Origin of the sequence: Clostridium celatum DSM 1785, assembly GCF_000320405.1 — a bacterium.
Lineage (GTDB): Bacteria > Bacillota > Clostridia > Clostridiales > Clostridiaceae > Clostridium > Clostridium celatum.
This window is the reverse complement of the sequence record NZ_KB291626.1, coordinates 16587-29474: the sequence shown is the minus strand read 5'-3', so window position 1 is coordinate 29474 and position 12888 is coordinate 16587. Positions and strand designations below refer to the sequence as shown.

At 27.5% G+C, this 12888-nt stretch carries 10 protein-coding genes, 1 pseudogene and 1 other annotated feature; all 11 genes and pseudogenes read right to left on the bottom strand.

Annotation, left to right across the window (positions count from 1 at the left end):
* Positions 1-208: 208 nt before the first annotated feature.
* On the bottom strand, positions 209-1384 hold the full coding sequence (locus HMPREF0216_RS06125) for an aminotransferase class I/II-fold pyridoxal phosphate-dependent enzyme (protein ID WP_005212517.1): 1176 nt from the start codon (positions 1382-1384) through the stop codon (positions 209-211).
* A complete protein-coding gene (locus HMPREF0216_RS06120) occupies positions 1381-1863 on the bottom strand; it encodes an Lrp/AsnC family transcriptional regulator (RefSeq protein ID WP_005212511.1) in 483 nt (160 codons plus the stop codon). The genes HMPREF0216_RS06125 and HMPREF0216_RS06120 overlap by 4 nt, the downstream gene beginning before the upstream one ends.
* Positions 1864-1964: 101 nt before the next feature.
* Positions 1965-2241 (bottom strand) — a binding site (T-box leader).
* Between the two features lie 98 nt (positions 2242-2339).
* On the bottom strand, positions 2340-3584 hold the full coding sequence (gene fliB / locus HMPREF0216_RS06115; RefSeq protein ID WP_005212509.1) for a flagellin lysine-N-methylase: 1245 nt from the start codon (positions 3582-3584) through the stop codon (positions 2340-2342).
* An 11-nt stretch (positions 3585-3595) separates the two neighbouring features.
* Positions 3596-4618 (bottom strand): putative ABC transporter permease, encoded by a 1023-nt coding sequence (locus tag HMPREF0216_RS06110; protein WP_005212507.1) that lies wholly within the window; start codon positions 4616-4618, stop codon positions 3596-3598.
* Between the two features lie 145 nt (positions 4619-4763).
* Complete coding sequence (locus HMPREF0216_RS16720; protein WP_278244419.1) at positions 4764-4874, bottom strand: YdeI/OmpD-associated family protein; 111 nt, start codon at positions 4872-4874, stop codon at positions 4764-4766.
* 49 nt (positions 4875-4923) lie between these two features.
* Positions 4924-5790, bottom strand: coding sequence for an EamA family transporter (locus HMPREF0216_RS06105; RefSeq protein ID WP_005212506.1), 867 nt, complete (start codon positions 5788-5790; stop codon positions 4924-4926).
* 127 nt (positions 5791-5917) lie between these two features.
* On the bottom strand, positions 5918-7594 hold the full coding sequence (locus HMPREF0216_RS06100; protein WP_005212504.1) for a GH3 auxin-responsive promoter family protein: 1677 nt from the start codon (positions 7592-7594) through the stop codon (positions 5918-5920).
* Positions 7595-7707: 113 nt separating this feature from the next.
* Positions 7708-8874 (bottom strand): Na+/H+ antiporter NhaA, encoded by a 1167-nt coding sequence (nhaA, locus tag HMPREF0216_RS06095; protein WP_040419119.1) that lies wholly within the window; start codon positions 8872-8874, stop codon positions 7708-7710.
* 159 nt (positions 8875-9033) lie between these two features.
* The gene (locus HMPREF0216_RS06090; protein ID WP_005212500.1) at positions 9034-10965 is read right to left on the bottom strand and encodes a PTS fructose transporter subunit IIABC; all 1932 of its coding nucleotides are present in this window, start codon (positions 10963-10965) and stop codon (positions 9034-9036) included.
* 24 nt (positions 10966-10989) lie between these two features.
* A pseudogene (pfkB, locus tag HMPREF0216_RS06085) lies at positions 10990-11895 on the bottom strand (1-phosphofructokinase).
* A complete protein-coding gene (locus tag HMPREF0216_RS06080; RefSeq protein ID WP_005212492.1) occupies positions 11895-12647 on the bottom strand; it encodes a DeoR/GlpR family DNA-binding transcription regulator in 753 nt (250 codons plus the stop codon). The pseudogene pfkB and the gene HMPREF0216_RS06080 overlap by 1 nt, the downstream one beginning before the upstream one ends.
* Between the last annotated feature and the right edge of the window lie 241 nt (positions 12648-12888).

Below are 12888 nucleotides of genomic sequence, written 5' to 3'. Positions count from 1 at the left end.
TAATTTTTACTAAAACTTAAAAAAATTTATTTTATTATCTTCTTAAATTTAATCAACAAATTTATCTTACAGGGTAAAGTTAACTTTATGTCAATACCTTTTATTACAAAAAAAATACAGAAATAAATTTAATATTCATTTCTGTATTTTCAAATCAACATTCATATAAAACACTATTCTATTTTGTGCTATTTCAAATAAGTATTAATTAGCATTTTTTAACTTCTTCATTCAAGAATTTTTCAATTCGTTTAAGAGCTTCTATTATATTTTCCATAGAAGAAGCATAACATGCTCTAATAAATCCTTCTCCACATTCTCCAAAAGCATTTCCTGGCACTGCAAGCACCTTTTCTTTTAATAAAAGTCTTTCACAGAATTCATCTGATGTTAACCCAGTAGATTTAATACAAGGGAATACATAAAATGCTCCAAGTGGTTCAAAGCAATCTAAACCTAATTTTCTAAATCCATCAACTAGAACTCTTCTTCTTCTATTATATTCTTTCACCATTTTATTAACACTTTCATCACCATTTCTCAAAGCTTCAATAGCTGCAAATTGTGCTGTTGTTGGTGAGCACATTATTGCATATTGATGGATCTTTTTCATGGCATCTAAAAGTACCGGATGTCCACAGATATATCCAAGTCTCCATCCAGTCATTGCATAAGACTTAGAGAATCCATTTATAACAAGAGTCTTCTCTTTAATTTCTGGAAAACTTGCTATAGATACATGTTGTTTATCATAAGATAATTCTGCATAAATTTCATCTGAAATTACTATTATATCCTTATCTTTTAATACTTTAACAAGTGGAGCTAATTCTTCCCTAGTCATTATTGCACCTGTTGGATTATTAGGGAACGGAATGATAACAACCTTTGTTTTTTCAGTAATAGCCGCTTCCAGCTCTTGTGCTGTTAATTTAAAGTCATTTTCTGCTTTAAGATTAATTATTTTAGATGTTGCTCCTGTAAAAGCTGTACATCCCTTATATGCAACAAAACTCGGCTCTGGAATTATTACCTCATCACCAGGTCCAACTAACGCTCTAAGTGCTATATCTATCCCTTCACTTCCACCAACTGTTACTAATATTTCATCCTTTGGATCATATTTTAAATCAAATTTTCTATATAAATATTTTGCTATTTCTTCTCTAAGTTCTATAAACCCTGCATTAGAAGAATAATGAGTATCACCCTGCTCCAATGAATATATTCCAGCTTCTCTTACATTCCAAGGAGTAACAAAATCTGGCTCACCTACCCCTAAAGATATTACACCTTCCATTTCATTAACTATATCAAAATACTTTCGTATACCTGAAGGAGGCATCTCTCTTACTTCTTTTCTTATCATATTTTCTAATATCATATAAATATTACCTCCCTATTTGGACCCTTCTTTTCTTTAAATATAGTTCCATGATCCTTATATTTCTTTAATACAAAATGTGTAGCTGTTCCAATTACATTATCTTGAATAGCTAATTTTTGAGATACAAACATTGCAACTTCCTTCATAGTTTTTCCTTCTACTATTACTGTAAGATCAAATCCACCTGAAGACATTAAATAACATGCCTTAACTTGATCGAATTTATATATTCTTTCAGCTACCTTATCAAAACCTTCTCCTCTTTGAGGTGTTATCTTTACTTCAATAAGAGCTGTAACTGTTTCTTTACCTGTATTTTCCCAATTTATAAGAGTAGTATATCCCGCTATTATACTCTTTTCTTCATAATCTCTAATAGCTTCTCTAACTTCCTCTACTGTTTTTCCTGCCATTACTGCTATTTGCTCATCGCTATATCTACTATTTTGTTCCAAAATCTCTAAAATTTCTTCCATAAATAACCCTCCAAAAATTAGTTTCAAATTAATTGCTTTTGATTAGTAGTTAATATAGAAACTCCTAATTTCTAAGTAATAAAAAAAGCCCCATCCCCATAAAAAGGGACGAAGCTATTATTCCGCGGTACCACCCTAATAAGTAAATTTCTTTACTCACTCAGTAAAAACTTTTATAATTATTATATATATAATAATTATAATGTTTTATTCCTTTTAACGTTAGGAAAATACGGCTTTACCTACATTAAGAAAAATTCTTAGTTCTCAGTAAGCGATTCAAAGGCTGCTTCTTTAAATTATTATTACTAAGTCTCACCAACCCTTAGCTCTCTAAAAATAATATATTTAAGTACTACTCCTTATCATTATCTTTAAATTTACTTCTATTTTCTTTTATAATATTATCTAATATAAATAATTCCAAGTCAATAATTATTATATTAAATTTATTATTTTATTATAAAAACTTCTTATCAAAGCATCTTGGCAAATTCTATATTATTAAGTTCATTTCTCTTTATATATGCTAAAGAATCCATTAAAAAACTTTTATGATGTTCAATGGTTTTTGAAAACACTTGTATAAATTCAGCTATTTTTTTGTTATCATTATCCTCACCATTTAAATATAATCCTACTAAGTAAAATTTAATAAAGCTAACTCTCATTAATAACATTATATAAGTATCAAATAATGATATTACTTCATTAAAAGGAAACATATTATTATATATATAATTAACTAAATAATTTTCAAATATATAGTCATATTTATTTTCTAAAATATATTCATACTCTTTAAATGCCTTTATATATAAATGTGAATTTTTACTTATAGATTCGTCATCCTGAATATTATACCCATTTAACATTGTTTCTGTATAATTTTTGAAAGAAACACTTTCGATTTCCTTATCTACTTTTAAAATTTTAAGCATCTTCATAAAAAAGTTAATTTGTATGATGTAATTCATATTGCTATTTCCTAATAAGGAATTTATATCTTCATCTTTATACTCTTTAAGTGTTGTTTTAACATCATATTCATTTATAAATTTAACTATCTCATTTGAATTATTCTCAAAGCCATCATCTAGTTTATTTATAAAATCTCCTAAAACATAAAGCCTTTCACTTAGTTTAAATTGCCTATTTTGAATTATTTCTATGCAAAAATCTCTTACTTCCTTAAAATATTTTAATGGAGTGTTTTTAACTTCCTTCAATGTTGTATCTACTTGTGCTGATATTATATATTTTCCTAGTTTTTCTTCTTTACTTACAAATCTTATTCCCTCTTCATTTAATAAAATAAGTCTTGCAGCTTCTGGGCATGCCACATCAAGAGACATCTCATAAGTATCATTTACCTTATTAGTAACTCTCGGAAAACATGTGCAAACATTTGAGAGATAATCTTCACCTAATTTTGAATGAATAATACAGTAGTTTTTTTTATCTAAGAAAGGACATCTCTTATCCTTTTTTAATTTAACTATTCCATAATCAACATCCTCACTACTACATCTCTCATTATTTTGAACATTCTTTTGAAACATTTTTCTCATTTCTGTATCTTTAACTTTAAAATATCTTTTAAATGTTATTTTATCTATATCTATATTCCATCCAACACAACAACTATCACTACATTTTCCGCCTATACATTTAAATTTTTCAAAATATGCTGCATATCTCTTTTTAACCTTACATTCCATTATTTACCTCATTAAATTCTTTTGTTATTTATATTTTTTTCAAAACTTTCATTGATTTTTTTTAATTCTTCCATTGCTTCTTCATGTTCTCTTGCCTTAACGCTTGGATTCCTACGTAACATATTAATGCAATTTAAATATGTTCTATTCTCCGTGTTATGAATATAACTCTCATCCCTCTTTAGCTTATCTAAATACTCTAAAAACTCTTCTTTTAAATAGCTTTTGTTTGTAATTTCTTTCGAAAATATCTTATCAATATTAGTTACATATTTGGATACTCTTTCTACTAATTCTATTATCCTCTCCTCTGTTGTAGCCAAATTACTCTTAATACATTTTTCAATAATTTGTTTTTTAGTTTCTTTTTTACTTAAATTTTTCTCTTGTTGTAATGTTAACTTATCCATTAATTTGCCTTGTAGTTCCTTAACATCACTATTAATAAAAGCCTCAACAACTTCTAGTCTCTTTCGTATAATATATATACGTTCGTTTCTTTCCGTTATTTTAACTAAAACATTTTTTAAATCCATTGCATTATTAAAAGCTTGAACTGCATCAATTGTAACAAATATAGTTATAACATATACAATTACTTCTATTATTTTGTCAGATATACTAATAATAAAGGGCTCTATTAACGGATTTACTAAATATACTAAAGCTAGTGAAAAAAAACCCCACGCTAGAGAAGACACTAAACATATATATCCATTTATATTAAATTTCTTTTCACTATAATCCCAATATCTAACATGAAATAACTTTTCCATTATGGCTCCTGTAATATATTCTAATATAGTTGCTGAAATCATTCCAATAATGAATACTAAAATAGTATATTTTTTTATTAAAACTGTTGAAATTAATACAACTATTGCTCCTGATCCATAAATGGGTAAAAATGGGCCTTTTAAAAATCCACGATTTATCCACTTATGAAGTTTTATTGATACATAAGCCGATTCCCAAACCCAACCAGCGAAGCAATAAATGTAAAATAAAAGAATCCATTGGTATAAAGTATACACTTCAACTCTCCCCTCCTATACTTATTAACAATCTATAAACTATCCTTTTTAATAATTTATTATTCACCTTATAAAGTAGTTCTATATAATCTTATTAATAATCTTATATAAAAATAACCCTATGATTTCTCATAGGATTTATACACTACTTAATTTTTTCTTTATTATTTAGTTTTTTTATAGCTTCTATTAATCTTTTATCTTTCGTTTCCTGCTTTTTAGCTGATATTATCCATGTAATATATTTCTTTTTAATTGAGAAATTATATTTTATTCAACTATATAAAATATCTAATAATGCTTTATTACAGCTTAATCAATAAAGAAAGTGTTCCAACTACAACTAGAACTAAACCAATTATAGCTCTCTTTGATAATTTTTCCTTTAAAAAAACATAAGCAAATGTTATTGTTACTAAAATACTAAGTTTATCTATGGGAACAACTATAGATGCTAGTCCATCTTGTAAAGCCTTATAATAACAAAGCCACGAACCTCCTGTTGCAATTCCAGATAAAATTAAAAACCTTAAACTTTTTTTATCTATCTTTTTAATATCCCCTTGCTTTTTAGTTATAAAAACTATAACCCATGCCATAATAAGTACAACTATTGTTCTTATTGCGGTTCCTAAATTTGATTCAATATTTTCTATACCTACTTTACCCAATATAGATGTTAACGAAGCAAATAAAGCTGATAATACTGCATATATTAACCATGCATTACTCTTAACTTTCTTTTTTGCATTTTCTTTTTTTTGAATCATTAAATAAGTCCCAATTCCTATGAATATCATTCCAATTATCATGTTTATAGTTATATTTTCCCCTAAAAAAATAAAGGCTAATATCATAGTTAAAATTGTACTACTTTTATCAATAGGAACTACTTTATTTACATCACCTAATTGTAATGCTTTAAAATAACATAACCATGATGCCCCTGTTGCAAATCCTGATAAAATTAAAAATATAAAAGTTTTTTCACTAATTTCTCCTATACTGCCTTGTGAACCTACTATAAACACCATAATCCATGAAAAAATTAATACTACAATAGTTCTTATTGCAGTAGCCACATGCGAATCAACATCCTTAACTCCTACCTTAGCCAAAATTGATGTTGCTCCAGCAAAAAATGCAGATCCAAAAGCATATAATATCCACATAATTTAAAATTCCTTTCTTTATTCATTTTTTATTATATAAATATTATACCATTACATTAAAAATATACTTAACTCAAATAAAAAGAAGTGATATTAAAGTTTAAATTCTATCACTTCTATCTTTTTCTTATATTCTATTATCATTTAAAATTCTTAAAATATCTGTTTTATTAGTCGCTACTCTTGGAATTTTAATTTGACTTTTTGAAACTCCATTTGATATTAGAAATTTCTTTATATTATCAAATGTATTCTTTCTAACAACATTAACACTTACACCTGATAATTTATTATTTTTTCTAAATCTACTATAAGCTAAATTAGCTTTTTGAAGCTCTAAATCTAAAATTTTTTCAAAGTTTTTTATCTTACTTTGGGATATTTCTTTATCTAACTCAAAATAAAATATATATCTACCTGGTGTTATCGTATTATCAGCTATGGTTGTATAGTCAATTAGTGATACTCCAAGTTCTTTTATAGTTTTATTTATTGAAACCTTTAAATGATCTTCTGTGGTTTTTTCCGAAACCATATTAAGAACTTGATTTTTTCTATATAAAAATTCAACTTCTGGTGAATTATTATAATATCCAACAACTTTAATTACATCACCTAATCTATATCTATAAAATCCTGCATAATTAGTTACTATAATCTCATATTTTTCTCCTATCTTTAATTCATCTATACAACATGTCACAGGCTTTTCCTTATCACTTTCATCTATTGGAATAAATTCATAAAATACCGTATCCGGTATTATTACATATCTTATATTTGATATATATGGATTAATTCCTATCATAGCTTCAGTTGCTGCATATGCTGGTGAATAAATTGGTAATGATTCAGTATAATAATTAACCATCTCATCATATATTGAAAAATTAGCTCCTGTTACTGCTGCAATATAAGTTATCTTTGGCCAAAGTCTTCTACATATTCCTCTAAACCCTTTAGAAAACTCTAATTCTATCTCATCGGCTCTTCCTGCATTTGGCTTTAAATACTTATTTAATTTTTTTCGATTTTCATCACCAATATTTAAGTTTCTATTTATCCTACCTTTCTTAATATCCATTACTAGTAACTCACTTTTTTCTTCTAAAACTCTTAAAGCATCTAAAACATTTGAAATAAATACACCACTTATATAAGTTAGATTTTTATCATTTAAAGCAAATAATAAATGTAAATATAACGCCGTATTTTTATCTTTAATTTTCATAACTTCATATGGTGAGGTATATATTTTAGGAAGTATAAACTTTATTGCATCCATTCCACCTGATGTTGCTGAACATATAGGTACTCCACCTTCAGAATAAGTTGTCATAACAGTATCTGCCAACATTAATCCTCGTCCATAATTCCATTGATTTTTTAAATTATTATACGCAAATCGTTCTATTAACAACGCCATATACTTACTACCAACTTCTCTGGATTTTTTAGTAACTGGTATTAACTTTTGTTTACCTGTTGTTCCTGATGTATGCCCAAAATATTCAACATCATCAGTAATTAAAATATTTTTTTTACCTTTTAGCATTTCATTTATATATTGCTCATAATCAGAATAATCTGTAATAGGTACTATTTCTTTATATTCATTTACAGACCTTATCGAATTAAAATTATATTTTTCTCCATAGTTACATTCATTATTTTTATTTAATATTTTAAATAGAACCTCTTCATTTACAGATCTCGAATTTAAGGTATATTTATTAAACTTTTTTTCTAGTACTCCTCCTGCTGAAATCATAGTACAATATACTACTTTACTTATTATGCTCATATTAAAGCACTTCCTATATATTTTTGTCGTAATAATATATGAAAGTGCTTTAAAAATTGCTATTTAATTAATATTTTTTATTTTAGATTTATATTAAATATATATCTTTAAAATTAATTTTTATGTTGAACCTTTTCTCCAATAGAAGTTAATATACTTGCAATTATAATTGATATAACAGCTGCAATTAATACTGATATTTTTGATACACTAAGTTCAACTTCTTCACCAGCAAAAGCTATCTCTGATATGAATAATGACATTGTAAATCCTATTCCTGCAAGTATTGAAACCTCTAAAACATCATACCACGATGTATCTTGTGGCTTATTTGTTATACCTATTAAACTTCCTAAATATCCAAATAGCACAATTCCTACTGGCTTTCCAATGACTAACCCTAGTATTATTCCTATCATTAAAGGATAATCTTTTGCTAAGTTTAAATTTCCTCCTAAATTTATTCCTGTATTAGAAAACGCAAATAAAGGAAGTATTACATAATTAGAAAATGGTTCTAACTTATGTTGAATTTTATAGCTTAAATCTTTCTCTTTATCTTTCTCAGGTAATACAGGTATACTAAAGGCTAATATTACTCCACTTAATGTTGAATGTATTCCACTATAAAATACTGCTGCCCATAATGCTACACCTAATATTATGTATGGATATAATTTGTTTCTTTTATTAAAAAATTTAAGTGAAAATAGAATAGCTGTTAAAATTAAAGAAATTATTATTCCTGACACCCTTATATGTGATGAATAAAATACTCCAATTATAATTATTGATAATAAATCATCTACAACAGCTAATGTAAGTAAAAATAGCTTTAATGAAAAATTTAATCTGCTTTCTAGGATTGAGAAAATTCCTATTGCAAATGCTATATCTGTAGATAATGGTATACCAGCACCTATCTCAAATGCAGTACTATAATTAAATAGTGTAAATATTAACGCTGGTACTATCATACCTCCAACAGCTGCTATAACTGGAAAAGATGCTTGTTTTATAGAAGAAAGTTTTCCATATATAAGTTCTCTTTTTATTTCGCATCCTACAACTAAAAAGAATATTGCCATTAAAAAATCATTTATAAATAAGTGTAAATTAAACTCTTCTCCTACCTTTAAATCATACAATATATAATTATAAAATTTATCTAAAGGTGTATTTGCTAAAATTAAGGCTAAAATTGTAGTTGCTAATAATAATATTCCTGGAAAGGCTTCTGAGCCTATTATATTTTTATTTTTTCTTTTATTATTTTCCATAACACTTGCTCCTACTATGACATTAATCATTTGTATAGTACTAGTATGCGATAATTATCATTTTTTTATTTTATATAAAAAATTAATTTTTATAATAAAAATAAGGTACTAAAAATCTTAAATTAAAGATTTCTAATACCTTATATTATTTATATATAACTATTCTACTACTTTCTTCTTAAGTAATGCTAATATTGCCATTCCAACTACAGAACCAATAGCAACTGCTGCTAAATATCCAAATGGATTTCCTATAACAGGTAATACAAATATTCCACCATGAGGCGCTCTTAATTGACAGTTAAATAACATTGAAAGCGCACCTGCTGTTGCAGAACCAATTACACATGAAGGTATAACTCTTAGTGGATCTGCTGCTGCAAAAGGAATTGCTCCTTCTGTTATAAATGATAACCCCATAACATAGTTTGTAAGTGCTGATTGTCTTTCTCTCTTTGTAAATTTATTCTTAAAGAATGTTGATGCTAAAGCAATTGCAAGTGGTGGAACCATACCCCCAGCCATTACAGCTGCCATAACTTCATAGTTTCCTGATGCAAGTGATGCTGTACCAAATACATATGCGGCTTTGTTGAAAGGACCACCCATATCGATTGCCATCATACCTGCAACAACTATACCTAATAACACTCTACTAGTTCCACCCATTGAGTTAAGGAAATGTGTTATTGCTTCATTTATTCCACCAAAGAATGGATTTACAAATATCATTATTAAACCAATTAATCCAATACCAAAGAAAGGATATAGTAATGTTGGTTTTAAACCTTCTAGAGATTGTGGTAATTTATCAAATATCTTCTTTAATCCTAATACTAAATAACCACCTAAGAAACCTGCAAATAATGCTCCTAAGAATCCTCCACTAATAACTGATACTGAAGAATCAAATGCACTTGCATAAGTTGTACCTAAATTAGCTAACATACCACCAACAAAACCAACTGCAAGACCTGGTCTATCTGCAATACTCATTGAAATATAACCAGCAAGTACAGGTAACATAAATCCAAATGCAGTTTCACCAATTGTCTTTATTAATGCAGCAACTGGTGTATTTTTACCAAAGTTAGCTGGATTAATACTATAGTTATCTAATAAGAATGCTAAAGCTATTAATATACCTCCACCTATAACAAATGGTAACATATGAGATACACCATTCATTAAGTGTTTATATATTTGTCTTCCAATACTTTCTTTATCTTCTGATGATACACCTTCACTATCATTTCCACCTGCATGATGGTATACTGGCGCATCTCCATTTGTAGCTCTAGTTAATAATTCTTCTGTTTTATGAATTCCATTTGCAACTTTAGTTTGAATAACTTTTTTACCTTCAAATCTAGCCATTTCAACCTTTTTATCAGCTGCAACTATTATGCAATCTGCATTTTTAATTTCCTCTGCTGTTAAAACGTTTTTAGCTCCACCAGAACCATTAGTTTCAACTTTTATAGTAATTCCCATATCTTTAGCTTTATTTTCTAAAGCTTCTGCAGCCATAAATGTATGAGCTATTCCTGTCGGACATGCTGTAACTGCTAATACTCTATATCCACTAACTTGAGCTTTTTGCGCTTCTTCTTTTTCATTTTCAGCCTTTAACTTATCATTTTCTTTTTCATCAATAAGATTTAAAAACTCATCAACACTTTTTGCATTTATTAATTGATCTTTAAAGCTTGGATCCATTAACATCATTGAAAGTCTAGCAAGTACATCTAAGTGAAGGTTATTTTCGCCTTCTGGTGCTGCAATCATAAAAAATAACTTTGCTGGTTCACCATCAAGTGAGTCATAATCTATTCCATTAGTAAGTACCATTGCACTAAGTCCTGGTTCCTTTACTGCAGTTGTCTTAGCATGAGGAATTGCTATATTATCTCCAATTCCTGTTGTACTTAAGCTTTCTCTTGCTAAAACCGCTTCTTTATACGCTTCCTTATCATTTAATCTCCCAGTTACATCCATTAAATCTACTAATGTATTAATTGCTTCCTCTTTTGTGTTAACACTTGGATTAAGTGCAATTCCATTTTTCTTTAGTAAATCTGTAATTTTCACTTTCCATTCCTCCCTTAAACACTTTTATTTAACTTGCTTTAATAATTCATAAACATATTCTTTTGTAGCTAAACCTTCTGAAAATGCTGATGCACTTCCTGTAGCTACACCTAATTTAAAGGCCTCTTCAACATTACCTGAATTTACATAACCAGTTATAAATCCACCAACCATTGAATCACCAGCTCCAACTGAATTTTTGACTACACCCTTTGGAACATTACTAATTGTAACTTCTCCATTAGAATTTATTAAAATAGCTCCATCTCCAGCCATAGAAATAATTACATTTTCTGCACCCCATTTCCTTTAGCTTCTTTGCATATTCAATAATTTCTTCTTTTCCATTAAGTTTTACATTAAATAAATCCCCAAGTTCATGATGATTTGGCTTAATTAAAAATGGCTTATATTTTAACACCTTTAATAAGCAATCTCCTGTTGTATCTACAATAAACTTAACTCCTTTAGTTTGAAGTCTTTCCATTATTCTTTCATAAATATCTACTGGCATAGTTTTTGGAATACTTCCTGCTAAAACTAATATATCTCCTGATTCAAGTTTTTCTAACTGCATATAAAGTTCATTTAATGCTTCTTCTGAAATATTTGGACCACCACCATTTATTTCACTTTCAACATCAGCTTTAATTTTTACATTTATTCTAGACATGCCTTCTTTTAATTTAATAAAATCAGTATCACAGCCAAAATTTCTTATTCTCGTTCAATTTCATCTCCTGTGAATCCTGCAATAAACCCTAAAGCCTTACTTTTAACACCTAAGTTATTTAAAACTATTGAAACATTTATGCCTTTTCCACCGGCATAAACACTCTCACTATTAGTTCTATTTACATGTCCTAAATTAAAATCATCCATTTTAACTATATAATCTAATGCTGGATTAAAAGTAATAGTATAAATCATTATTTGCCTACCTCCACAACGTCTGTAACTTGCTTATATTTAATATCCTCCAAATTAGTTGTTATTATTCTCGCTTTATCAATGCTTGCAAATGTTATAGAACTTATTTCATCAAATTTTGAAGTGTCGCATAAAACAAAGCTATCTTTTGTTCTATTTATTGCTTCTTCTTTTACCATAGCCTCTCTTATATCTGGCGTTGTAAATCCATTTTTAATTGAAACCCCATTTACTCCAAAAAAACCTTTTGTGAAGTTATATTTTCTTAAACTATTTATAGCCTCAACCCCTACTATAGCTTCAGTAATTAATTTTAACTCCCCACCTAATATATAAGTAGTACATCCTTTTTGAATAAGCTTTTTCGCATGAACTATTCCATTAGTTACAAATACCGCTTTTGTATTTTTTATAAAATCTATTATAAGCTCAGTAGTTGTACCTGCATCCATATATATTAAGTCATTATCTTCTATTAATGATGCTGCATACTCTGAAATTTTAAGCTTTTCATCCATATTTAAATTTTGTCTATATTCTACTTTATCATCACTTGTATTTATCTTTATATCTTTTAATGATGTAGCTCCACCATGAACCTTCTTAAGCAATCCTGCTTTATGAAGTGCATTTAAATCTCTTCTTATAGTCGATTCAGATGTATCTAAATATTTAACTAAATCATTTAAATATACTACTGATTCCTTATCTAACTTATCCAAAATTAATTTATATCTCTCTTCTGATAACATTTACATCACTTCCTTGATTTCATAATACTCTTATTTTATTCACAAGTCAATGATTTTCATTCAAAAACTTTCATTTTCATTCAAAATCATTCAAATTCCTTTTAATAAATTCCTGTATTGGTTTTTATTTTAAAATATTTATTTTATCATTAGCTTGTAATTTTATTTCTTTATTATATTTTCTCAAAAGTAAAAATAAAAAATAGTTGCATTTGCAACTATTTTTTTACTATAATATATT

Bases quoted from the DNA above. Each gene is read 5' to 3' on its own strand.
- HMPREF0216_RS06125 (WP_005212517.1), bottom strand. From the start codon at position 1,384: ATGATATTAGAAAATATGATAAGAAAAGAAGTAAGAGAGATGCCTCCT.
- HMPREF0216_RS06120 (WP_005212511.1), bottom strand. From the start codon at position 1,863: ATGGAAGAAATTTTAGAGATTTTGGAACAAAATAGTAGATATAGCGAT.
- fliB (WP_005212509.1), bottom strand. From the start codon at position 3,584: ATGGAATGTAAGGTTAAAAAGAGATATGCAGCATATTTTGAAAAATTT.
- HMPREF0216_RS06105 (WP_005212506.1), bottom strand. From the start codon at position 5,790: ATGTGGATATTATATGCTTTTGGATCTGCATTTTTTGCTGGAGCAACA.
- HMPREF0216_RS06100 (WP_005212504.1), bottom strand. From the start codon at position 7,594: ATGAGCATAATAAGTAAAGTAGTATATTGTACTATGATTTCAGCAGGA.
- nhaA (WP_040419119.1), bottom strand. From the start codon at position 8,874: ATGGAAAATAATAAAAGAAAAAATAAAAATATAATAGGCTCAGAAGCC.
- HMPREF0216_RS06080 (WP_005212492.1), bottom strand. From the start codon at position 12,647: ATGTTATCAGAAGAGAGATATAAATTAATTTTGGATAAGTTAGATAAG.